The organism is Streptomyces sp. NBC_01217, assembly GCF_035994185.1.
Classification (GTDB): Bacteria; Actinomycetota; Actinomycetes; order Streptomycetales; family Streptomycetaceae; genus Streptomyces.
In genome coordinates, this window is the sequence record NZ_CP108538.1 from 370,192 (window position 1) to 393,162 (window position 22,971).

Genomic DNA, 22,971 nt, shown 5'->3' on the forward strand with positions numbered 1-22,971 from the left:
GACTTTGAATCAGCCCTGGGTATTGATCAAGGTTCTGCGGGAGAATGCCTCGCCGCTTTATTCCCGGTACGCTGGCTTCCACGCGATCTGCCCGGCAATGTAGTTGTAGGAATACAGGGCAGCGAGCAGATAAATGGCTTCGTGCGCACCGCCTGCCACAAGGGCGGGGCCTTGCCCGATCACCCTGGTGTTCGTGCTCTCTTGTTCCCAGTTGCCATTGTTGAGAGTGTAGCCGTCCGAGGTCAAGCGGTGATACCAGACCCTGTCGTCAGGAGCCGTGCCGGCTACCATCATGTGCCCGTTGGCCAGGGCGGCGATGGAAAGTCCGGACCGAATGTCGCCTCCGAGGTCCCGCCAGCCGCTCCACACTCCGGTTCCGTACGCCTGCCAGGAAAGGTAGACGCGATTGTTCGTCCCGCGGTGCACTACGTACAGGCGGTTATTTGCCTCGTTATACGTGATTGCCGGCGAGGAGTAACTTTCGCTGTCACCACCAATAACTGTATGGACGGTCCATGCGCTGTTGCTCGGGTTGTAGTACGTGCCCATGATCCTTCCAGTGTCGCCCCCACGGTAGGACATGTACAGGTGAGTGCCTCCGAGGCTGGTCACGGACACGGCGTTGGCCGGCGAGGTCCGCTGATTGGGGACCACGCGCCAACTGGTTTCAAAGGGCCAGCCCCCCGCGGTCAGCGGAGTCCAGAGAATGGCCCCGTCGGTTGCGGTGTGGAACAGGGCAAAACCATCCCCGAATGCCACCACGGCAACGGAGGCATAGGTCCGAGCGCCCGGAAGGACTTCATGATCGATTCCACTGTTGTAAGACACCCGGATGCTTCCGTCGTCTCTGACCCACGCCAGCAAGTGACGGCCGCCACCGTTGTACGCCTCAGCCGGGGTGTACATACTTGAGATGGAATACGCATTCGCTCCCTCTCCCGCCCACGAACCTCTCCCGGGGTATTGGCGAGTGACGGGGAGGCGGCCAGCGCGAGAGCTCCGGCTGTAGCGGTGGCCACGACGGACAACCGCAGGTGTTTGAGGGAAAGCTTCATCGAAGCTCCTTAACCAATTGATGATCTTGACGAAGGTCGAGGATGACAACGTTGTCATCGGTCCCACTTGAACCTGCGCGCCACGCCGTCTGTCGAGATGGCCGATTGAGCAATCGCTTGGTACATATGTGTAGACGCAAGCAAGCATATCAGCGATTGCCGCCGTCCCCGCATACCGCGTGGATCGGGCACCCCGATCAGGAAGCGACGCAGGTCAGCCAGGCACGGTCTCGCTCGGTTCTCATGGGTCTCGACAACCACATGATCACCAGCACCGTGCCTGCACTGCTCTCCGGGTATCCCACCCCACACCAGGGCATGACGCCACGTCATACGTGAAACCGCGGTGAATCAGACCGATCCCGAACATGCAATGGCCCTGGTCGCCCCTCCGGAAGTGGCGACCGAGATCGACAATTTCGGCCGCGCCATCAACTCCTTCCTGGACCATGTGGCGCGGGGGCGCAGCCCTCTGCGTGACCCGGTGAGTCCGGAGGAGTTCGAGCGGGCCAGGCAGGCACCTGCCGAGGCCCAGGTGAGGCTGGTCAACGCCATACGAAGGTCACTCAGTAATGATCAAAAAGGGCTGCCCTTCGGAATCGGCGGGTGAGGCGTCGGCGCTCGGACTGTCACTGTCGATGGACCTGCTCCGACTTGACGAGACAGGGCGGCCTGGTCTCGAACGACGCCCCGGACGGGCCGCCGAGAACACCGGTGGATCTCACTGTCCCTGTCGTTGGGGGACACCATCGGTACCGGCACACCCGGCCACGTCCTGGAACTCCTGGACGCGGTAGGGGGTGGGCATCCCCTCGGAGCGGATCGCCCCTCACTTCCACGACACCTACGGGCAGGCCCTTGCCAACGTGCATGCCGCGCTCACCGCGGGCATCACCGAGTTCGACAGCTCCGCCGGCGGCATCGGCGACTGCCCCTACGCCCACAGCGCCACCGGAGACCTGGCCACGGAAGACCTGCTGCGGATGCTGCACGGACTCGGCATCCATACCGGAATCGATCTGAACGCCCTCGCCGCCACCAGCCGCTGGATGAGCGAGCGCCTCGGACGCCCGAGCCCCTCCCGTGTCGTGACCGCCCATCGGATCTGTCCTGACTTCTCCGTTGGGAGGCCACACAGAAAGAGTGTGCGGGGCTACGGCGCCAGCACGATCCTGCCGAAGACCTCACCGGCCTCCATCTTTTGGTGTGCCAGCACGGCCTGGTCCAGCGGCAGCACCTCGTATACCACCGCCTTGAGCTCACCGCGGCTCGCGGCAGCGAACTGTTCGCTCCGCACGGCACGTCGGTCGGCTTCGGTGACAGTGGCTGCGCTGAAGGTGGCGAAGGACATCGACTTCTGGAACGCAGCCAGCATCTTCGTGCCGAAGTCCGCCGGCGGCTGGCCTGCGACGGCGCCGACGGCGACCATGCGGCCGTTCGGATTGAGCCTGTCGAAGAACGACGGCATGGCGTCGCCGGCGACGATGTCAATGATGACGTCGTAGCCTGCGGGAGCGTCCTGTCCGCCATTGCCGGAGCGGTCCAGGACGTGGGTCGCGCCCAGCCGGCGCAGGCGCTCGCCACGTTCGCCCGACGATGTGGTGACCGCCACCGCTGCAGCGCCACTGCGGGCCGCGAGCTGGACCGTCATGATTCCGATGCTGCCGGCTGCGCCGCGTACCAGGACCGCCTCTCCGGGAGCGAAATGGGCGTGTGCGAGCCCGTAGTGGGCTACGACACCGGAGCTCCCCAGCGTCACCGCGTCGACGGCGGACAGGTTCGCGGGCAGGGGAAGAATCTCCTGGACCGGGGCGATGGCCTGTTCGACGTAGCCGCCGCCCGTGCCGGTGAACCCCCACACCTGTCGGCCGATCCACGACGTGTCGGTGCCGTCGCCGACCGCGGTGATGGTGCCCGCCACCTCGCTGCCGGGTATATGCCCCTCCTTGAAGCCGTAGGCGGCCAGAGCACCGCTTCGGATCACGGTATCGACGCCGCCGACGCCCACCGCTTCTGCGGAGATCAGCACCTGCCCGGCGGCAGGTGTGGGTACCGGCAGGTCGACAACAGCCAGACCTTCAGGACCTCCGTACGTCTGGATCGCGATTGCCTTCAATGTCGTCTCCACGTTCTCGGATCGATCAAGCGCGGTCATGCCCGATACCCGCCACCCATCGCCGCGGCCGGGGTTCGGGCCCCGTGCTGCCCGCCTCGATGATCTCGGCGAGCTTCCACGTCTTGGACGGTAACGGACACCCCCGTCCGCTTGGCTAAAGTGAGAGTGGTGACCGACCGTTTGTCTCAGCCCCTGCGTTCCGACGCGCTCGGCAACCGCGAACGCATCCTCGACGCGGCCCGAGCGCTGTTCTCCGTCGACGGCCTGAACGTGCCGATGCGGGAGATCGCCCGGCGCGCCGGGGTCGGACCCGCCACCTTGTATCGTCGCTTCCCGACCAAGCAGATGCTGGTCACCGCAGCCTTCGCAGACCAACTGCGCGCGTGTCGTGCCATTGTCGACGACGGGTGCGCCGATCCCGATCCATGGCGAGGCCTTTGCCTGGTGATCGAGAAGATCTGTGAGCTGCACGCACGCGATCGGGGCTTCACGGAAGCCTTCTTGTCGACCTTCCCGGGGGCGACGGATGTCGCCGCGGGCCGTGAGTACACGTTGAAAGCGGTCGCCGAACTGGCCCAGCGGGCCAAGAAGGCGGGGCACCTGCGCCCCGACTTCGTCCTGGACGACCTCATTCTCATGCTCATGGCCAACAAGGGGATCCACTCCACTTCGACCGCCACCCAGGTCATGGCCTCCCGGCGCTTCGCAGGGTTTGTCATCCAGGCGTTCGCAGCATGCCCCCAGCACGCACCGCTACCACCAGCGGCACGACTCGCATCCGCAGTACCCGACAGATACGACGGCGCCTGATCACCTCCCGAGGATCGGACACGACGTACGGCGCACCGGCTGCTCTGTCGGGCACGAAGGCCGGGTCACCGAGCACCAGGTGCTCGATGAGGCCGTCGGACAGGCGCAGGATGGCTGCGGTCACCCTCCCACCGATGATGGCGTCAACTGGGTTGGCCCGGGTGGTCAGTGGTTGATCGAACCCGGCCGCCGCACCCGTGGCCTGGTCCGCCGGCTCAACGTCATCGGCCACGACGTCACCCTCTCTCCTGAAGCAGCCCATCCCGCAAGCCTTGGCGAAGGTGGTCAACTCCCCATCAGTTTTTCCTTGTTGAGGACAAAGTATGGACGGTTCGCTGCGAAGTTCGTACGCTGGGCGTCGATTTCGCACGGAAATACGCATGCAACAGAGCGAAACACCACCGCATCACTCGTACGTGCACGAACTCCACTCCGCGGACGTGGGCCGCCCCGGTCGCGCCGCATCGCAGCGCCCAGCAGGAGGAAGAGTGACGCCACGCAAGTACCCGAACCTCCGTAGTCATCGCCCCAGAGCACAAAGAATCACCGGGCTGCTCCTCTCGGTGATTCTCACCGGTGGCCTCGCCGCCGCCACCGCCGACGCGGACGACAAGCCCCTCGCGGACCTGCCGCCCCAGGAACCCGGCGTCACACTCCGCGTCTTCGACATTCAGTCCCCGCTGAACGAGCTCTGCGACCTCAAGCCCGCCCAGACCCCCAACGTCGACAAACTGATCCCCACCGCCGACTGGTCCTCCACCGACGGCTTCGGATTCACCGACAACTTCGTGTCGCAGATCATCGGCAACATCGACATCCCTGCCGAGGGTACGTACGCCTTCCGTCTGATCAGCGACGACGGCTCCCGCCTCTTCATAGGCGGCCAGCAGGTCATCGACCACGACGGACTGCACGGCGCCGAACCCAAGGACGGTGAGATCACCCTCACCCCTGGCTACCACGCCCTGCACATCGACCATTTCGACCGCGGCGGCGGCCAGCAGGTCACCCTCCAATGGAAGCCACCGGGCGCAGCCGACTTCACCCTCGTCCCGAACTCCGTGCTCAGTACCGACGCCGACGTCGTCCGGGTCACCGCCCCCGGGCGCAAGGAGTGCGAGGGCGCCTATGACACCCCCGGCGACGGCCTCCCGTTGACCTCGGTCAACCCCGGCTACACCCTCACCGACCTGCGCCCCGCCGGCTTCGAGCCGCAGGTCTCCGCGATGGACTGGCTGCCGGACGGCCGGCTCGCCCTGACCACCTGGGGCGGCAGCACCAACACTGAGGGAGAGGTGTACGTCCTCGACCACGTGACGGGTGACACCGGCCCGGAGCAGGTCACGTACAAGAAGATCGCCGGCGGCCTGAAGGAACCGATGGGGATCAAGTACGTCGCCGGAAAACTCTACGTCTCGGAGAAGCACCAGCTGACCGAGTTGTCCGACATCGAGGGGGACAACTCCGCAGGTGAGATCCGCAAGGTGGCCGAGTGGCCGTACGGAGGGAACTTCCATGAGTTCGCCTTCGGCCTGCTCTACGAGGACGGGAACTTCTATCTGAACCTGTCCGTCGCCATCAACTACGGTGGTGCGACGACCGATCCGCAGCCGGCCGCGAACCGTGGCACCACCATCAAGGTGAACAAGAAGACCGGAAAGGTGAGTTACCTGGCGGGCGGCCTGCGCACACCGAACGGGATCGGACGGGGCCCCGAGGGCGAGCTCTTCGTCACCGACAACCAGGGCGGCTGGCTGCCCGCCTCCAAGCTGGTCCATGTCAAGCAGGACCGGTTCTTCAACCACTACACCAACCCGGACGGCCCGTTCGACGACCGCACGGCCACCAAGCCCGTGTTGTGGCTGCCACAGAACGAAATAGCCAACTCGCCCAGCACACCGCTGCTGTTGAAGAAGGGCCCCTTCGCCGGGCAGTTGCTCTTCGGCGACGTGACCTACGGCGGCATCCAGCGCGCCGACCTGGAGAAGGTGGACGGCGAATACCAGGGTGCGGTGTTCCGGCACACACAGGGCCTGGAAGCAGGCATCACCCGAATCAGCACCGGACCGGACGGCGCGATCTACGCGGGCGGCCTCGGCGCCGACGGCAACTGGGGCCAGGAAGGCAAACTCCGCTTCGGCCTTCAGAAACTCACGCCGAACGGCAAGAGCGTCTTCGACATCAAGACCATGCGCGCCACGCGCGACGGCTTCGAACTCAGCTACACCAAGCCACTGTCGGAGGAGACCACCGCCAAGCTGACGAGCGGCGCCTACTCCGTCGAGCAGTGGCGCTACGTCCCCACCCCCGCGTACGGGGGCCCGAAGGTCGACGAAGAGGAACTCCCTGTCGCGGCGGCCCGAATCTCCGACGACCGTCGCAAGGTCAGGATCACCGTCCCCGGTCTGAAAACCGACCGGGTGGTGCACATACGCTCGCCGCGCCCGTTCGCCTCGGCCGACGGTGAGCAACTCTGGTCCACCGAGGCCTGGTACACGCTGAACGCACGTCCGGGCCCCGAGTCGCCCGTAACCGCGTACGACGCCGAGTCGGCGCGACTCTCCGGGGGAGCAGACATCGACACCGAGCACACCGGTTACACCGGGGGCGGCTTCGTCGACGGCTTCGGCACCCAGGGCGCCACCGCCACCTTCGACGTCGACGCACCCGCGAAGGGCGCCTACGACGTGGGACTGCGCTACGCCAACGGCCCCAACCCCTTCACCGGCACCAAGACGATCGGCGTCAGCGTCAACGGCGGGCAGCCGCAGCAGACCAGCCTCCCCTCCACCGGCGCCTGGAACCGCTGGTCCACCCGGACCGAGCGGCTTGACCTGCGCAAGGGCCGCAACACCATCACCTACACCTATCGGCCCGAGGACACCGGTCACGTCAACCTCGACATGATCGAGGTGCGCAGACCCGGCAGCCGTATCGACCTGTTCTCCGGCGGCAGCGTCTCCACCGGCTGGCAGCACACCGACGGCCGTAGCGTCGAATGGCCGCACACCGCTGAGGACTCCATCGAGGTGTGCTGCGGCGACATCCGTACCAAGCAGGCCTTCGGCGACTTCAGACTGCATGCCGAATTCCGGGTGCCGAAACTGCCGGACGATGTCACCGGGCAGGACCGCGGCAACAGCGGCATCTACCTCCAGGAGCGGTACGAACTCCAGATCCTGGACTCCTTCGGAGTGGAGAAGCTCGCCGCGAACGAGGCCGCGTCCATCTACAACAAAAAGGCCGCCGACCTGAACGCCGCCACCGCCCCCGAGACCTGGCAGACCTACGACATCGTCTTCCGCGCGGCCCGTTTCGACGCCGCGGGCAAGAAGACCGACGACGCCAGGATCACCGTGGTGTGGAACGGCAAGAAGGTCCACGACAACGTGGCTGTCGACGGCCCGACCGGAGCCGGGGATGCCGAATCGGCCGCGGCCGGCGCGATCCGGCTCCAGGACCATGGCAACAAGGTCCGCTTCAGGAACATCTGGATCGAACCGCTCGACTGACAGCCGGACGGAGACAGGGACCGGGACCTGATCTCGCGGGCCACCGACAAGGTCTCCGCAGAACTGGGCGGTCCAGTGGCGCAACCGGCCACTGGGCCGCCCCAACATCTGGCCGCCGACAGCTGCCCGCCCGTTTCGGCGTGGTCCTCACGTCGGGTGCTGCAGCGCTGGAACGGGCGCCACTGCCGTCGTCCGGCGTTGGTGTGCTCGACGCGGATCCGGGCTGAGGGCTGCTGTCGTCGAGTGTCCAGCCGTCGGCGAGGGGGTCGACAAGGCGACGGGGGATGAAGTGCACGGCGCAACCGCCGTGTTCATAGATGTCGTCGCCGTGGGCGGTGCCCGCGCCGTAGTGGGCGTCGCCGGTGTGCCGGACGGTGTGGACAAGTACCCCGCCGGGCCGCAGCACGCGGCAGACCTCGGCCACGAGTGCGTGAATGTCCTGGGTGGACAGGGCCATGCACAGCAGCATGTGCGCGAAGACCGCGTCCGCGGAGGCGTCCGGGAGCGGCGTGGACGGCGGGGGCGGAGGGCTCCCCGCCGTCCATGCCCGGGTGGGAGGTGTAGGTGTTCTACCAGTGCTGCCGTTGTGTCTCGGTCAGCTCCTCGGCGGCGTCGTCGCTCATGTCTGCTCGCTTCCCTTTCTCCCGATTCGCCCGACAGCCTGGAGGGCGCTGGTCAGGGCCTGGAGCAGCTGCTCGGCCGCTGGTGCGCCGGCCAGGCCGTCCGGGGTCCGGTACATGCGGCAGGTCAGTCCCGGCACCCGGCCGGGCTCGGCGAAGGGGTCACGTCCGTCGATCAGAATCGTCGGCGAGCCGGTGAAATGTGCGGCCTCCGCCTCGGTTTGGCCGGTGATGGTGCGGGTCTGGACCGCCACATCGCGCAGGCCCAGCCTGACGAGCGCCTGGTGGAGTCCGTCGGCGGCGGGCCGGGCGTTCGGGCAGCCGGGCACGACCAGCAGTTCGATCTTCATGGTGTCCTTGTGCATGTCGTGTTCCCGGGTGACTCAGGTACAGCAGTCGCAGAGAGCGGCCTCCGTGTCAGCGGCTGGCGTCGCGGCGGAGGAACTGGGAGCGCAGCAGCCTTTTTTTGCCAGGCATCACGGCCTTCCTTGACTGCGATCGCGGCGATGACGAGGGCGGCGATCGGGTCGGCCCAGGACCAGCCGAGCACCAGGTTGGCCAGCAGACCGACCAGGAGTACGGCGGAGAGGTACGTGCACAGCAGGGTCTGCTTGGAGTCGGCGACGGCGGAGGCGGACCCGAGTTCCCGGCCGGCCTTGCGCTGGGCCGCGGACAGGAACGGCATGATCGCCAGCGAGAGCGCGGCAAGCACGATACCGGGGACGGAGTGATCGGCTTCACCGGTCCCGGTCAGCGCGCGCACCGAGTCGAGGCTCACGTACAGCGCGAGGCCGAAGAAGGAGACGGCGATGATCCGCAGCGTGCGCTGCTCCCGGGCTTCCCGCACGGCGTGGTCGGCCGCGGAGAACTGCCAGGCGACGGCCGCGGCGGAGGAAACCTCGATGACGGAGTCGAGTCCGAAACCGATCAGCGCGGTGGAGGAGGCGACAGTACCGGCAGTGATTGCGACAATCGCCTCGATGACGTTGTAAGTGATCGTCACGGCGACCAGCAGGCGTATGCGCCGGGTCAGCGCGTCACGTCGGGCCGGGCCCGGCGCGAGGGATGTCGCGGTCATTCAGCAGCACCCCTTCTCGTCCGCCTCGACACACGTACGGTCGGCCTCGACGGCGACCACAGCGTTGCGCAGGTCGTCCAAGGCGTGTCCGAGACGTTCGTCGGCGAGCTCGTAGCGGGTACGCCGGCCATCGGGGACGGTCACGACCAGGCCGCAGTCACGCAGGCACGCCAGATGGTTCGACAGCCGGGTCCGGGAAATCTGCAGAGAGTCGGCGAGGTCGGCCGGGTAGGCCGGGGCCTGACGCAGGACGAGCAGGATGCGGCAGCGGATGGGGTCGGCGAGGGCACGACCGAACCGCACCAGCACTTCGATGTCAGCGGCGAGTGTCAGCACGCTTCAACAGTACAGGAATTCCTGAATTCAGGAATACGTGGATCATTGATCGCTGGCGCGCCCACTCACCTCTGCACCGCAAGCAGGGCTGAAGCCCCGGATCCCGCTGCCCCACCGCCGGCGGCGGACTCATCGGAGCCGGTCGGAAACCCGGTGCGGACTGTCGGTGCGGTGGTGTGTGACCGGGGGCATGGCGATTGTGTTGGGCAAGCCGGGAGCCGGCGGGCTGACGGTGCCGTGAGCGTGCCGCGGGAGTGGCAACAGTGAAATCCTCACCGACGAAAAGAAGGAAACCGCCACCGCCTTCTGGACCCGCGTCCAGACCTTCTTCGCCTCCTGCGGGATCACCGTCGAACGCGTCCCGGCCGACAACGGCGCCTGCTGCCAATCCCACGCCTGGCGCGACACCCTCGCAGCGGCCGGGATCACCCACAGACGAACCCGGCCCTACCGGCCCCAGACCAACGGCAAGGTCGAAAGCCTCAACCGCACCCTTCTCGACGAATGGGCCTACGCCCGCCCGTACCGATCAGAACAGGAACGACGCAACGCCTTCCCGTAATGGCTGAACACCTGCAATCGCCACCGCGGACACACCGCGCTCAAAGGCCAACCACCCGCCGGCCGCGTCCCGAACCTCACAGGGCAATACACCATTCGTCCAACTCCCGCCAAGCGGCCTGCCCTGCTCCCTCAGGCGTTGGCGGCCTGCTACGGCGCGTATCGGGTCGTGATCAATGAGCATCGCAGCTTGCGGGGCGGGTGCCCGTCTGGGGTACGGGGCCCGGCGATCTGCGGCTGTGCCGTGTGGGCGCGAGTGACCGGAAACGATGCCGCAGGCAGGCAGCGGCGAGGCCCGAGAGCCCCGGCTGCGCGCTCGCCGGGATGGTGTGTCAGATCATGGCGAGCCGGCCTACCAGCAGCTCCACCCTCAGCTCGGTGTCCTGCGGCGGCAGCCGTCCCGCTCGGGTCAGGGTGGCCAGCCCGTGCAGGGCCGCCCAGAACACCTCGGTGAACAGTGCCGGGTGGACGCCGTCCCCGGCGACCTCGCCGAGGCTTTCCAGCAGGGCGGCGAAAGCGTCCTTCAGCGGCTCCGGGGTGTCCTCGTTCGCGAAGGCCAGGCCGCCGTCGAGCTGGAACATGGCGTCGTAGACCGCCGGGTTGTGCTCGGCGAAGTCGAGGTAGGCGCGGGCGAGGGCGGTGACCCGGGCGCGAGGGCCGTCCGCGGCGGAGGTCGCGGCCCGCAGCGCCACGGCCATCTCGGCGGCACCCTCAAGGGCGACGGCGCCGATGATCTCGCGCTTGCCGCGGAAATGGCTGTAGAGGACGGGCTGGCTGTATTCGATGCGCTCGGCGAGCCGGCGGGTGGTGACCGCGTCCCAGCCCTGCTGCTCGGCGAGTTCGCGGGCCGTCGCCACGATGAGGCGCTCACGGTCCGCCCGTTCACGCTGCTTGCGCTCCTGTACCGACATGATTCGATCCTAGCATTGCTAGACAATCGAGCGGCAGTAGTACTAGCGTTGCCTCGTCATCTAGCAGCGCTAGATTCCTGGAGGGGTCACCATGCTCAACGCACTTGAGGCGTTCACCACCGTGATCGTCGGCGTGATGGTGGGGGTGGAGTTCGCCGTCGCCTTCGTCATCAACCGGATCCTCGACGCACTCCCTGGCGACAGCGGCCAACTCGGCCGCGCCCACGGGGGCCGGATGCTCGGCGCCGTAATGCCGGTCTGGTACATCACCTCGCTCGCCCTCGTCGCGGTCTGGGCCGTCGCCCGATGGCACCACCACGGCACCGGCCTAGTCGTCACCGCCGGCGCGCTGCTGATCCTCAGCGTGATCATGTCGATCCTGCTGCTCGTCCCGATCAACAACCGGGGCAAGACGTGGACCCCTGAAAACCGGCCCGCCGACTGGAAGCAGCAGATGAACCGCTGGGACCGCTTCCACTACGTCCGCGTCGCCGTCATCATCGCCGCCTTCGCCCTGCTGGCCGCCGCCCTCACCTGACCCCGCGGACCGACAGCGCGCACGCGGCGCACAATCCCAGACCTGCGCGGCTCCCGGCTCCTGTTCGGGTGAGGTCTTTGATCCAGATCACCGAGGCACGCAGCCGAAGCCCGGCGAGGCAGCTTCCCGGCGTCCTGTCGTAGCGGGTCGCGATGTCCCGCCACGCCTTGTGCTTGGAGGCGTTCGCTTCGAGCTTGGTGCCGTCCAGGGCGACGCGGCCCATCTTGGCCATGCCGAGCTTGGTCGCCAGGTGCAGGGACTGGGTGAACAGGGCATCCAGGTGGCTGCGGCGGAACCGGGAGATGGAGCGGAAGTCCGCTACCTGGTCGGCGACCAGGTAGCGGAACGCGATGTCGTCGGCGCATTTGCACTCGATCGCCCGCGCGGAGCGCACCCCGGTGGTGTAGCCGTAGATCAGCAGACGCAGCATCAGTCGCGGGTCGTAGGGCGGGTAGCCGCGCTTGTCGTTGCAGTCCGCCAGGACCGGTCCCAGGTCCAGCACCTCGTCCACCATGTCGGCGACGAACCGGGCGAGGTGGTCCCGGGGCAGCCAGTTGTCCAGCGACGGGGGCAGCAGCAGGACCTGGTGCGGGTCGAACGCCCGGAACCGCTTGTCCACCGCCGCCCGACGGCCCTGCGGCTGCCGTTTCTCGACCGGCTCGACCTCGAACAGCCCGCCCCCACCACGCATACCGCCATCATCCCGCACGAATAATCAGGAAACGCAGGCGGGCGTCGGCGTGCTCGCCAAAATGCTCGGCCAGGTACGCGGGAGCGTGCCCACAGGGAAGTGGGCGTGAAGGCCGGAAGCAAGGTCCGGCCGTCGGCAGCTCAAGGAACGATGATGACCTTGCCTCGGATCCGGCCGGCCTCGCTGAGGCGGTGGACGGCGCCGAGGTCGGCCAGTGGGCGTGACTCGCTGATGTCGATGGCGACCACGCCGACGTCGATGAGCTTCACCAGCGCCGCCAGATGCTCCACATCATTGCGGGCGACCATGTGCATCGCAGTCACCCCGGCATCGGCAGGCGGCTCGATCGGGGTGGCGATCGAGACGATCCGGCCGCCCGGCCGCACCAGCGGCGCCAGAGCTGCGGCGTCCGGCGGGCTCAGCGGGACCAGGTTGAGCAGCGTGTCCACCGGGCCGTCGAGCGCGGCAACCACCGGTGTGACGGTGTAGTCGATCACTTGGTCCGCCCCCTGCCGCCGGACCGCCTCGGCGCTGCGGGCGCCGGCCGTGGCGATCACCTCGGCTCCCGCGTACTTGGCGAGCTGCGTCACGAAGCCACCGACGCCTCCGCCCGCACCGTTGACCAGTACCCGCTGCCCGGCGGCTACCTTCCCGTACTCGAACACCGCCTGCCACGCCGTGAGACCGGCCACGGGAAGGGCCGCAGCGTTCGCGAGAGGGATGGAGGCGGGAGCCGCGACCAGCGTGGCCACGGGCGCCCGTACGTACTCGGCGGCTGCACCCGCGCTGTCGAGCCGCCCGATGACCCGGTCGCCGACGGTGAACTCCTCCGCACCCGCGCCGATCTCGGTGACGGTACCGGCGACGTCCCATCCGAGCGTGTAGGGCAGGTCCAGGGGAAAGAACGCCCGGAGCAGTCCGCCCCGCAACGCGGCCTCGGTGGGGTTGAACGAGGTCGCGGCGACACGGATGAGCACTTCACCTGATGCAGGCTGAGGACGCGGAACGTCGTCGTAGCGGATCACGGACGCGTCGCCGTACTCATGGATACGTGCGGACTTCATCTTCATGCCGCGAATCTACGACCGCACATGGAGACGATCCATGCGGCAGAGTGCCCAGTTCATACGCGTACGTCTCGCCCGCGTAGTCTCGCCGCGTGGATGTGCTCAGTGACGTCATCGCGGTGATGCGGACCGGCCGGCCTCGGTCGGCGCACGTACGGTGGCATGCCCCGTGGGGGCAGGAGTTCGCCTCCGTACCGGGGTCGGCGGGCTTTCAGGTGATCCTGCAGGGCTCCTGCTGGCTACTGCCTCCAGACGCAGAGCCCGTCCCGCTGGGCGTGGGCGACGTGGTGTTCCTGCCCCACGGCAGTGGGCACACCCTCGCCGACAGCCCCAAAACCCTGGCGACAGCCCCCGCCTGCGGCCCCGGCGACCCCCGATTGTCCGAGCCCTTCGCGTCGGACAGCGTCGACCGGGCCGGAGACGGCGGTCCGGTCACCGTCGTGCTCTGCGGGACCTACCAGCTCGACCCGTCCCGCACCCACCCGCTGCTGTGCGACCTGCCTGACCGGATCCACCTCCCCGCGCACCCGGATCGCCATCCGGAACTGCGCTCGGCCGTGGGGCTATTGGCCGCCGAACTGGAGCACCCGCGCCTCGGGACCGACGCAGCCGTCCCCGCGCTCCTGGACACACTGCTGCTGTACATCCTGCGCATCTGGTTCAACGAACAGCCCGCCCGGGGCAACACCACCGGCTGGGCCGCCGCGCTCAACGACCCGCCGGTCACCGCCGCCCTCCACGCCATCCACCGGGCCCCGGCGGCGCCGTGGACAGTGGCGAAACTCGCCGCGGAAGCGGGGCTTTCCCGCGCACCGTTCGCCAGGCGCTTCGCCACGCTGATCGGCCAACCACCCCTCAGCTACCTGACCTGGTGGCGGATGACCACAGCCGCGCGCCTGCTGCGGGCATCGGATGCACCATTGAAATCCGTCGCCGCCCAGGTGGGCTACGCCTCCGAGTTCGCCTTCGCCAACGCGTTCAAGCGCACGCACGGGACAGCCCCCGGCACGTTCAGACGGCGGAGCTGAATCCAGTGCAGACATCCTGGGCTCGCTCAGCTGTACGTGACTACGTGACTGGGTACATCCGGGTGCGCTCCGCCAGCAGGTAGCCAGTTACTGAGACCCTCCTAGGGTGTGGCTGTGGCTGGTTGGGAGGGTGCGGTCAGTGGGTGGAGTTGCCATCCGTTGGGGGTGTGGTCTTTGCCCAGTCGGGCGAGCTAAGGCTGGGGTGCAGGTCGATATCGATGTCGACGAGGGCGCGCAGGAGGGTAGTTGCTTGCCAGTGCCCAAGTCGGTATGGACCGGCGCCAGCCTTACGGAAGGGGGCTCGGGGAATCCGTGGAGAGTCACGGTCACCAGGGCCACTCGGCTGAAGCGGCGATCGGTGGCGCCGGTGGCGTCCTCGGAGTGGCGTAAGAGGCTCGATGAGGAAGGTTCTGCTGATCGACCGTCACGACCAGCAGACCAGGCACCAGACCGGGCACCGTGGCGGACCGGTTCTCATCGCGGTGCCCAGCCTCCTGGCCCGTACGGGCACCACCGCGGGGCGGGAGGGATGAGCGTGGACACGGCCGGGGTGACGACCGAGGCCCTGGCATGGATCACCGGGCTGCCCCGCGAGGAATGCGCCCGCCGGCGCTGTGCTGGTACGCGACCTGGGCGTGGACGGCCTCGCTCTGCTCGAACTGGTGGAAACCCTCCAAGGCCGCCTGTCGATCATTGTGCCGGACGAGGTCACCGCCCGAATCCGTACGGTCGCAGACTTGCAGGATGCGGTGGCCCGCCTGATGGCTGCCGCGCCCTCATCCGCGCCGACCCCAAGGATCTGATCGTGAGCGAACGCGTCATCGCCCCCAAGAACCGCGGCTTCCTCTTCCTCGACTCCCACCCGGCCGGCTGCCGCAAGGTGGTGGCCGACATGTGGCAGGCCGTCCCCGCCCAGCAGCCCGGCGCGGACGGTCCGGTGGCGCTCGTCATCGGCTCGTCCGCCGGGTACGGACTCGCCGCCACGATCGCCGGGCTCGCCCGCGCCGGAATCCGCGGCATCGGGGTCTGCTTCGAGAAGGCGCCCGGCCGACGCACCGGCACGGCCGGCTGGTACCGCACCGCGGCCACCGCCGAACTGGCCCGCGAGCACGGCCGGGACATGGTCTTCCTCAACGGTGACGCCTTCTCCGACGCAATGAAGGATGAGGTCGCCGACCTGCTCAAGCAGCGGTACGGACGGCTGGACCACCTGATCTACTCGGTGGCCGCACCGCGCCGCACCGACCCGGACACCGGCGTCACGTACTCCTCCGTCCTCAAGCCGATCGGCGAGCCCTACCGGACCAAGACCCTCGCCTTCGACCCTTCCGGCGCCCCGGAGGTCACCGAGGTGGAGACCGCACCGGCCGCGGGCGACGACATCGCGCAGACCACCGCGGTGATGGGCGGAACCGACTGGGAGCGGTGGATCGACCACCTGGCCGGACGGGACCTGCTCGCCGACGGTTTCACCACCGCTGCCCTCTCCTACATCGGCTCACCGCTGACCGCGGGCATCTACCGGCAGGGCACCATCGGCGCGGCCAAGGCCCACCTCGAAGCCACCGCCCGCACCCTGAACGAACGCCTCGACAAGCTCGTCGGCGGCCGCGCGCTCACCTCCGTCAACGGGGCCGCCGTCACCCAGTCCTCCACCGCCATCCCCGGCATCGCCCTGTACGTCGGCTTGCTGCGCGGCGTCCTCGATGAGGGCATGGTCGCGCCGATCGACCAGCTCACCGACCTGTGGGACCAGCTCACCGGCACCCGCCCCCTCACCCTCGACGCCGAAGGCCGCGTCCGCCTGGACACCTGGGAACTCACGCCCCCGGTGCAGGAGGCCGTCGCCGACCGCTGGAACAGCGCCACCACGAACAGCATCGGCGCCCTCGCCGACCTCGACTGGTTCCACGCCGAGGTCCAGCGCCTGTACGGCTTCGCCGTACCCGGCATCGACTACACCGCTCCCGTCGACACGGACATCCCCTGGCCGGACCCGGCCGCCTGACCCCCCTTGGAGGAACGCCATGCGCCTGCCCACCGACGAGACATGCTCATCCGCGGGCGGCAGGACCTGGAGACCAAGCTCGCCGCCTTCTCCGAACGTGACTGCGCCAGGCCACCGCCCGGATCAGCGAACCGGCCGTGCACGACGCGGCCACCGCCTACCTGATCCGCCCGAGCAAGCGCCGCTGGGCATGGCGTTCCTCCACGCCGCACACACCCTCAACACCGACACCCGCCTCCAGAGGGCCGACCTGGCCACGGTCGCCGCCGCGCCGGAAGTCCGACACAGAGCGATCCTCCTGCACCACGACATCGTCGACAGCGACACCGTCCGTGGCGGCCACCCCACCGCCCAGGTCGCCTCCGGCCAGACCGCACTCAGCACCACCTGCGGCTACTTGCGGCAGGAGTACGCGCGTCTTTTCACAGCAGTCCGCGCTGTGTTCCTATGGGATATGAGCGGGCGGATGCGCGAGGGGCACCAAGGATTCGGGCCGGGAGCAATCACGCCGGATGGGTGCGCAGTCGAGCTGTACGAGCGGCTACCCGTGGGCGACGAGCCCGACATCATCCAACGGGCGGTCCCCGCCGAGGTCCGCATCCTCGAACTGGGATCCGGTGTGGGCCGCGTGACGCATCCGCTGGCTGAGCGAGGCTTCACCGTGACTGCCGTCGATGAATCTCCCCAGATGCTGGAGCGGGTCCACGGCGCCCGGACGGTCTGCAGTCCGATCGAGGAGTTGGAGCTCGATGAGTGTTTCGATGTGGTGTTGCTGGGGTCATTCCTTGTTCACGCCGGTGATCCACAAGTGCGCCAGGGACTGCTGCGGACCTGCCGACGGCACGTCGCGAACGACGGCTGCGTGCTGATCCAGCGAGAGAGCGAAGGTCGGCACGAGAACATGCCGCAGGAGCGGAAGATCCCCGGCGGGCTCGTTCGGGTGGTGTCCTCCGATCCGGTGGGTCCAGGTGTGCGGTCCGTCCACGTCGAATACGTCTTCTCGGACGCGCGGTGGGCCCAGACGTTCCTGTCACGCCCCCTGACCGACAAGGCCTTCGAGCTTGCTTTGAGCGAGGCAGGGCTTGTCGTCGACGCATACCTGACCAGCGACCGCACCTGGGTGCGGGCTCTGCCGGTCACCGGCCGACCGTAGCCGGATCATGACTGCCAGCGCGAGCGAGACACTGCTGGATCTCGCGTTCGTCGGCGAGCAGATCCAGCAGGGTCTCACGTTCGTCGGCCCTGGCCCCGGTCAGGGCGAAGGCGACGGGCAGGCCCTGGATGGCGACAGTGCCCTCCGGGGCGCCGACGCGGTGCTTCGGCGACAGGGTCACGGCCAGCACCTGCCCGAGCCGGATCACGGCCGGCACCTGGAACCCGTCGCTCACCTGAGGCCCCCGCCGCGCGGGCGGTCCGCCGGGCCACAGGGCCGGCGCGAGGAACTGGCCGCACTGCGACGGGACAGCCGTCTCCTGCGGAAGTACGTTGAAATCCTCAAGCGGGCCACGGATTTCTTCGCATCAAGGAGGCCCGGTGACGGTGCACCCGTTCACCGAGGCGGAGAAACAGGGCCGTCATGGCGTCAAACAAGCGTGTGAACTGCTGAAGGTCTCCCGGACCGCTTTCTATACCCGCCGCACCGGTCACCGCCCTGGTTGTTCTTTTCCACGGAGGCCGGTGGCAAGGAAGCTCGCCCGAGCAGCTCGCTCCCAGTGCCGCCACCTTGCCTCCCGCGGCGTTCTCGCCGCGAGTGCCGGATTCCGGATCACCGGCAGCGGCGCGGCCACACTCTCCGACTGCGCCTTGGCTTCAACTCCTCTCTCCGGGGGGGGCAAGCGGGCCGTACGTTTACATCGGGAATTCATGGAGCAGCACAGATATTGCCTCTATATCCGTGGTGAAGGTTGCCAAAAATTTTTGGTTGACCTGCTTTGATCTTCAGATCAGGGCACTTCGATAGAGGTCTCGGACACACTTCCGGGGTTCCCTGTAGTGGCGGTAACCGTTAGGTCGCATGAAGTGCTGACGTGGGATATCTCCCACAAGGAGTGTCGATAGCGTCAGGAAAATGGAGCCCCGCCAGTTACGTCTTGGATTCTAGTGGTCGTCGCAACACCCCAGCTCAGGGGATGCGAGCAGCGCACCGTCCCGCGCCCCGGCAACCGTCAAGGGCGGCCAGGCCCCTGCAGGTGGACACCGCCTGCGACGGCGTCGCTACGCCTGGCGAGGCCAGGCCAGGTGCACGCGAGTTGCCACGCCTGTCGCGACCGACGCCGACACTCAAAACACGCGATCGCACACCGGCGAACGCGGAACTCCGCCCTCGGATACAGGGGACGCAAGCTCGCGGATCTCAAGGCGGCAGGCCTTATACATTCACGACGAAAATCCTGCTCCCAGAAGGCTTGAATAACCGCCCAGCGCCCGGGACTGCGGCGTGCCCAAGCCTGCTCGTGGGCGCCGCGGAGGCATCGTGTGTCGCATGTCTCAGACAAAATATCTTCATTTGCCACACATACGTTCAATACTTATCCGAGTACGAGCAAATCGACGATGTCAGGGAGTCCTCACTCGTCATGCAGACCCTCATACACGCTTGGGACCAGATCTACGCGTCCTGGCGCCAATTGCACTGGTACGGGGTGGCCGTCGGCTCTCTCCTCGGTATCAAGTTGCTCCTGTCCATCCGCCGACGCCGCAGTCCCGGGCTCACGTTCAGGAAAACGACCCATCAGCTTGCCATTCACGGGGTCGTCACGGTGTACAACGAATCCCCCGCGATGCTGAGGCGCTGCCTGGAATCAATCCTCGCGCAGACCCTTCCACCGCAGTCTTTGACAGTCATCGACGACTGCTCCGCCGACCAGTCGGCCGCTGCCCTCATCGGGGAGATGCGCCCGCAGTTCGACCGTGCCGGAATCCGTCTCGGCTTCATCCGGTTCCCCGACAACCGCGGCAAGCGCCACGGACTCGCCGCGGGCTTCCGTGAGGACCCGCTCGCGGACGCGTACCTGTGCATCGACTCCGACACGGTGCTCGACGAGCACGCCGTCGCCGAACTCGCCGAACCCTTCGGGGAGCGCCGTGTCCACTGCGTCACCGGGTTGGTCCTCGCCCACAACCGCGACACCAACCTCCTCACGCGCCTGATCGACATGCGGTACGTCAACGCCTTCCTTGGCGAACGGGTCGCCTACTCCCGTCTCGGTTCCGTCCTGTGCGCCTGCGGATCCCTCGCGATGTACCGGGGGTGGGTCATCCGGAAGAATCTCGACGACTTCCTCGACCAGCGGTTCCTCGGGCGCCCCGCGACCTTCGGTGACGACCGGCGCCTCACGTACTACTGCCTCACCGAGGGCAAGTCCCTCATCCAGCCGTGCGCTGTCGGCTACACCGACGTGCCGGAACGTCTCGGGCACTACATCCGCCAGCAGATCCGCTGGGGCAAGTCCTTCATACGTGAGGGGTTCCTGCTCTTCGCCAAGTTCCGGCTGAGCCGTATGTACTGGTGGCTCAATCTGATCGAGCTCGTCACCTGGGTCGCCTTCACCGCGGCCATGCTCACCGCCCTCGTGGCCATCGCGCTGCATCCGACCGGTTGGGCCCTGCTCGCCAGCTACGTCGGCTACATGTGTGTCATGTCGTGGGTGCGCTCCATCCACTACCTGCGCGGCGCCGCCATGGTCGGGATCGTCGACCGCGTGCTGACGTTCCTTGCCGCTCCGCTGTACGCACTGCTCAACATCGGGCTGCTGCTGCCGCTGCGCCTGTGGTCCCTGGCGACCCTGCGCCGCACCAAATGGGGCACCCGCACGAAGATCGAGGTCGGCGTGGACAGCGAGGCTCCAGCGGACCGCGGTGGCTCTCCGACCGCGTACCCCGCGATCCCCCACCAGGCCTGGGACGGCACTGCGGCGATCTCACGGAGCGGGCTCGCCTCCAACCCGGACGACGGGGTCGCCCGGCCGGCCTTCGATTTCCCCGGCCCCCAGAGGCAGGTCGTCCAGTAGGCGCCGCTCGGTTCGGCGTCGGGGCCGTCCGAAGGCCGGCACATGCGGGATCCCACGCAGCCGGCGACCCGCTGTGGCGGTGCGACGGAGAGTACCGCCGCTTGCCTTCCTGAGCGTTCAGTCGGGCGCGCTCACGGAGGACGGCATTGGCCTCCGTCACAGTGTCACCCGCGCCGGTCCCGGTACCGCCCCTCCACCTGCACTGGGAGCTTTTGTGGGCACTGCCCGCCCTACCGTCCGCCCTGTCCGTCCTGATGACCGCAGGCCTCGACGTCGTGCGTGGACCGTGTTCAAGACGCTGCTCCTGGTGATCGTCGTGGCCGCCGGTGGCCTCGCGCTCTATCCCGAGTGGCGTGCCGCGCATCAAGCGCCCCCGCAGCTCACCGTCCGGTACAAGGCCGGGAGCCCTGCCACGGCCGCGGTGGCCCAGCCATGGCTGGAGGTTGTCAACACCTCCAAAAAGAGGGTGTCCTTGTCGGACGTGTCGATTCGCTACTACTTCACCGGAGACGGAGCTTCCTCGTACGCGTTCAACTGCGTCCAGGCCGCTGTCGGCTGCTCGAACATCGCCGGGGAGACCGCCGCACTGGCCGCTCCCACCACCACCGCAGACCGCTACCTCCAGATCAGCTTCACGACGGGCGCCGGCAGCCTGGCACCCGGCGCCAAGAGCGGAGCCATCGGACTGCAGCTGTACCGTCCCGACGGCAGGAAGCCGGACCAGCTGGACGACCGTTCGTTCAATGCCGCTGACACCACCTTTCAGGCGTCGAGGACGGTGACCGCATACCTGCGCGGTGTGCACGTCTGGGGGGACGAGCCCACCGGCCCTGCCGGCTCCAGCGGCCACGCCGCTGCGTCCTCACGGGACTCGTCCGTCCCTCGCCCGAGGCCTGCCCACCCGCGCGGGATCGTGTTCGACAACTTCCACTACAGCGGCCCCGACGATCCCGCGCTCCACGCGCACGGCTGGCTGGTGCGTACCAGCCCGGGCGGTCCGGGAATCCAGGACACATGGTCGGCCGCGGGCATCAGTTTCCCGGCCGAGAAGACCGCTGTGGGCGGCCAGGTACTGCAACTGCGGGCCAGCACCGACGGGACAAAGGCGAGCACCAAGCAGGCCGAGGTACAGAGCAGCGGCACCGACTTCCTGACGGGGACCTACGCCGCCCGGATCTACTTCAACGACAAGCCCACGAGTGGTCGCAACGGCGACCACGTCAACGAGTCCTTCTACACGATCTCGCCCAACAACTCCCGCTACAGCGAACTCGACAACGAGTACATGCCGAACGGGGGCTGGGGTGCGCCAGGTCCCAAACTCGACACCACGAGCTGGTACAGCGCCGACGCCGGGGACCGGGTCACACACAAACTGGTCTCCAGCCTTCAGGGCTGGCACACCATGGTGATCACAGCCGTGCACGGCGTGGCCACCTACTCGGTGGACGGCCACAAGCTGTTCAGCAGCGGCGGCAGATACTTCCCACGTCAGAACATGTCCATCAACTTCAACACCTGGTTCGTGGACCTCCCCTTCACGGGTCCGCGCGCCTGGGACATGCGGGTCAACTGGTTCTACTACAACGCCGACAAGGCCCAGTCCCTGGCGGATGTACAGAAGGCTGTGAACGGCCTCTACGACAGCGGCACCCATTACGTCAACACCGTCCCCAAGCACTGAGCCTGTGGCATTGCGCGACCGTCGGGTCACTCCGAAGTCCTGCGCCATCCGGGCGCCGGCCCCGGCCTGCGAGCACAAGTCCGACCTCGGTCGGCGTCGAACGCAGGCGCTCCTCGGTCCACCGACTGTGCCGCCGCGTCAGCCCCGGCAACTGCGCGACGACGTCCGGCGTTCGCCGTTCGCCGTTCGCCGTTCGCCGTTCGCCGTTCGCCGTTCGCCGTTCGCACGAAACGATCTCGATCACGTCTTGCCCGTAGGACAAGCCGCTGCACGACTTGAGTGCCCCTGCCTGGATGTTGTCCAGGTCAACAGCGAACGTGTGGGTGGTCAGGATGGCCATCTTCGGTCACCGTTCTTCCGTCTCGTGCCCAGGTCGAGAACAGCCTCTTCCCGGACACCGCGAAGCAGCACAGGCCGATCGCGCCAGCCTGACCTCAAGGCAGTACGGCGCCACGGCCGCGCATGCCGCCCGGATGAGTCACTCGCCTCAAGGGCTCTGAAACTGCCGCGATCCGGGCGGCGAACCCATCGCGCACTCAGCCTCAGAACCCACGGCAGCCGACAGGCTCATGGGCGATCTGCCTCGCACCAGCGCGCCTATGGCCCTGAAAGTTCCGTACCGGGGTGGCTTACAGAAGGCAGACCCTCACCACGATGCCCATCCGTGATGGCTGAGTGCTTCTGATGGGAGCAACGCGGTCCGTTGCCCGACTGCCGTACCTGCCCGATGTACTCCAGCGTCTGCTGCGCCGTCGAGTGGACCGCAAGAACGGCAAGGTCAGCATCAAGACTGTCTACGCGGTCACCAGCCTCACCGCGGAACAGACCACACCCGCCGAGCTCGCCCGGCTGATCCGCAGCCACTGGAAGATCGAAGCCCTGCACCACGTCCGAGACGTGACACTCGCCGAGGACATCTCCCAGCTGCGAACCGGCTCCGCACCCC

20 protein-coding genes and 4 pseudogenes are annotated in these 22,971 nt (G+C 67.5%); 13 read left to right on the plus strand and 11 right to left on the minus strand.

The window, feature by feature from the left end:
* Positions 1 to 57: 57 nt before the first annotated feature.
* Positions 58 to 906, minus strand: coding sequence for a hypothetical protein (locus OG507_RS01415; RefSeq protein WP_327365255.1), 849 nt, complete (start codon positions 904 to 906; stop codon positions 58 to 60).
* Between the two features lie 495 nt (positions 907 to 1,401).
* Between OG507_RS01415 and OG507_RS01420 the strand changes: the two genes are divergently transcribed.
* Together OG507_RS01420 and OG507_RS01425 are read left to right on the plus strand one after the other, a co-directional pair.
* Entirely contained in the window at positions 1,402 to 1,665 is a 264-nt protein-coding gene (locus OG507_RS01420) for a hypothetical protein (RefSeq protein ID WP_327365256.1), read from the plus strand.
* Between the two features lie 120 nt (positions 1,666 to 1,785).
* A pseudogene (locus OG507_RS01425) lies at positions 1,786 to 2,152 on the plus strand (hydroxymethylglutaryl-CoA lyase); the annotation flags it as partial.
* Positions 2,153 to 2,208: 56 nt separating this feature from the next.
* On the opposite strand, the gene OG507_RS01430 reads toward OG507_RS01425, so the two are convergent.
* Entirely contained in the window at positions 2,209 to 3,171 is a 963-nt protein-coding gene (locus OG507_RS01430) for a zinc-binding dehydrogenase (RefSeq protein WP_327371829.1), read from the minus strand.
* A 168-nt stretch (positions 3,172 to 3,339) separates the two neighbouring features.
* Here OG507_RS01430 and OG507_RS01435 point away from each other — a divergent pair, with 168 nt between their 5' ends.
* On the plus strand, positions 3,340 to 3,981 hold the full coding sequence (locus OG507_RS01435) for a TetR/AcrR family transcriptional regulator (protein ID WP_327365257.1): 642 nt from the start codon (positions 3,340 to 3,342) through the stop codon (positions 3,979 to 3,981).
* 488 nt (positions 3,982 to 4,469) lie between these two features.
* A complete protein-coding gene (locus tag OG507_RS01440) occupies positions 4,470 to 7,493 on the plus strand; it encodes a family 16 glycoside hydrolase (RefSeq protein ID WP_327365258.1) in 3,024 nt (1,007 codons plus the stop codon).
* Here OG507_RS01440 and OG507_RS01445 read toward each other — a convergent pair.
* The 4 genes and pseudogenes from OG507_RS01445 to OG507_RS01460 all read right to left on the minus strand — a co-directional run bounded on the left by OG507_RS01445 (position 7,462) and on the right by OG507_RS01460 (position 9,527).
* Positions 7,462 to 7,962: a hypothetical protein gene (locus OG507_RS01445; RefSeq protein ID WP_327365259.1), complete on the minus strand. Its 501-nt coding sequence runs from the start codon at positions 7,960 to 7,962 to the stop codon at positions 7,462 to 7,464. The genes OG507_RS01440 and OG507_RS01445 overlap by 32 nt on opposite strands.
* A 150-nt stretch (positions 7,963 to 8,112) precedes the next feature.
* Positions 8,113 to 8,478: a hypothetical protein gene (locus OG507_RS01450; protein WP_327365260.1), complete on the minus strand. Its 366-nt coding sequence runs from the start codon at positions 8,476 to 8,478 to the stop codon at positions 8,113 to 8,115.
* Between the two features lie 18 nt (positions 8,479 to 8,496).
* Positions 8,497 to 9,191, minus strand: a pseudogene (locus OG507_RS01455) (cation transporter).
* Positions 9,192 to 9,527, minus strand: coding sequence for an ArsR/SmtB family transcription factor (locus OG507_RS01460; RefSeq protein ID WP_327365261.1), 336 nt, complete (start codon positions 9,525 to 9,527; stop codon positions 9,192 to 9,194). It lies immediately after the preceding pseudogene.
* A gap of 262 nt (positions 9,528 to 9,789) precedes the next feature.
* Between OG507_RS01460 and OG507_RS01465 the strand changes: the two are divergent.
* Positions 9,790 to 10,179, plus strand: a pseudogene (locus OG507_RS01465) (integrase core domain-containing protein); the annotation flags it as partial.
* A gap of 241 nt (positions 10,180 to 10,420) precedes the next feature.
* On the opposite strand, the gene OG507_RS01470 reads toward OG507_RS01465, so the two are convergent.
* On the minus strand, positions 10,421 to 10,999 hold the full coding sequence (locus OG507_RS01470; protein ID WP_327365262.1) for a TetR/AcrR family transcriptional regulator: 579 nt from the start codon (positions 10,997 to 10,999) through the stop codon (positions 10,421 to 10,423).
* A 91-nt stretch (positions 11,000 to 11,090) separates the two neighbouring features.
* Here OG507_RS01470 and OG507_RS01475 point away from each other — a divergent pair, with 91 nt between their 5' ends.
* Positions 11,091 to 11,537, plus strand: a complete 447-nt coding sequence (locus OG507_RS01475; RefSeq protein WP_327365263.1) for a DUF1772 domain-containing protein — start codon at positions 11,091 to 11,093, stop codon at positions 11,535 to 11,537.
* 163 nt (positions 11,538 to 11,700) lie between these two features.
* Here OG507_RS01475 and OG507_RS01480 read toward each other — a convergent pair.
* A pseudogene (locus OG507_RS01480) lies at positions 11,701 to 12,156 on the minus strand (transposase); the annotation flags it as partial.
* 212 nt (positions 12,157 to 12,368) lie between these two features.
* Positions 12,369 to 13,298, minus strand: coding sequence for an NADP-dependent oxidoreductase (locus OG507_RS01485; protein WP_327365264.1), 930 nt, complete (start codon positions 13,296 to 13,298; stop codon positions 12,369 to 12,371).
* An 89-nt stretch (positions 13,299 to 13,387) separates the two neighbouring features.
* On the opposite strand from OG507_RS01485, the gene OG507_RS01490 reads away from it, so the two are divergent.
* The 5 genes from OG507_RS01490 to OG507_RS01510 all read left to right on the plus strand — a co-directional run bounded on the left by OG507_RS01490 (position 13,388) and on the right by OG507_RS01510 (position 17,484).
* The gene (locus tag OG507_RS01490) at positions 13,388 to 14,323 is read left to right on the plus strand and encodes an AraC family transcriptional regulator (RefSeq protein ID WP_327365265.1); all 936 of its coding nucleotides are present in this window, start codon (positions 13,388 to 13,390) and stop codon (positions 14,321 to 14,323) included.
* 398 nt (positions 14,324 to 14,721) lie between these two features.
* Positions 14,722 to 14,856 (plus strand): hypothetical protein, encoded by a 135-nt coding sequence (locus OG507_RS01495; RefSeq protein ID WP_327365266.1) that lies wholly within the window; start codon positions 14,722 to 14,724, stop codon positions 14,854 to 14,856.
* An 81-nt stretch (positions 14,857 to 14,937) separates the two neighbouring features.
* Positions 14,938 to 15,126, plus strand: a complete 189-nt coding sequence (locus tag OG507_RS01500; protein ID WP_327365267.1) for an acyl carrier protein — start codon at positions 14,938 to 14,940, stop codon at positions 15,124 to 15,126.
* A 2-nt stretch (positions 15,127 to 15,128) separates the two neighbouring features.
* Positions 15,129 to 16,331, plus strand: a complete 1,203-nt coding sequence (gene fabV / locus OG507_RS01505) for an enoyl-[acyl-carrier-protein] reductase FabV (protein ID WP_327365268.1) — start codon at positions 15,129 to 15,131, stop codon at positions 16,329 to 16,331.
* A 454-nt stretch (positions 16,332 to 16,785) separates the two neighbouring features.
* Positions 16,786 to 17,484 carry a class I SAM-dependent methyltransferase gene (locus tag OG507_RS01510; RefSeq protein ID WP_327371830.1) on the plus strand — a complete coding sequence of 233 codons (699 nt, stop codon included), beginning with the start codon at positions 16,786 to 16,788 and terminating at the stop codon, positions 17,482 to 17,484.
* On the opposite strand, the gene OG507_RS01515 is transcribed toward OG507_RS01510, so the two are convergent.
* Entirely contained in the window at positions 17,468 to 17,719 is a 252-nt protein-coding gene (locus OG507_RS01515; RefSeq protein ID WP_327365269.1) for a hypothetical protein, read from the minus strand. The genes OG507_RS01510 and OG507_RS01515 overlap by 17 nt on opposite strands.
* A gap of 1,188 nt (positions 17,720 to 18,907) precedes the next feature.
* Between OG507_RS01515 and OG507_RS01520 the strand changes: the two genes are divergently transcribed.
* Positions 18,908 to 20,341 carry a glycosyltransferase gene (locus tag OG507_RS01520; RefSeq protein WP_327365270.1) on the plus strand — a complete coding sequence of 478 codons (1,434 nt, stop codon included), beginning with the start codon at positions 18,908 to 18,910 and terminating at the stop codon, positions 20,339 to 20,341.
* Positions 20,342 to 20,627: 286 nt separating this feature from the next.
* Positions 20,628 to 22,025 (plus strand): cellulose binding domain-containing protein, encoded by a 1,398-nt coding sequence (locus OG507_RS01525; RefSeq protein WP_327365271.1) that lies wholly within the window; start codon positions 20,628 to 20,630, stop codon positions 22,023 to 22,025.
* On the opposite strand, the gene OG507_RS01530 is transcribed toward OG507_RS01525, so the two are convergent.
* A complete protein-coding gene (locus tag OG507_RS01530; protein ID WP_327365272.1) occupies positions 22,003 to 22,365 on the minus strand; it encodes a hypothetical protein in 363 nt (120 codons plus the stop codon). The genes OG507_RS01525 and OG507_RS01530 overlap by 23 nt on opposite strands.
* Positions 22,366 to 22,971 lie beyond the last annotated feature (606 nt).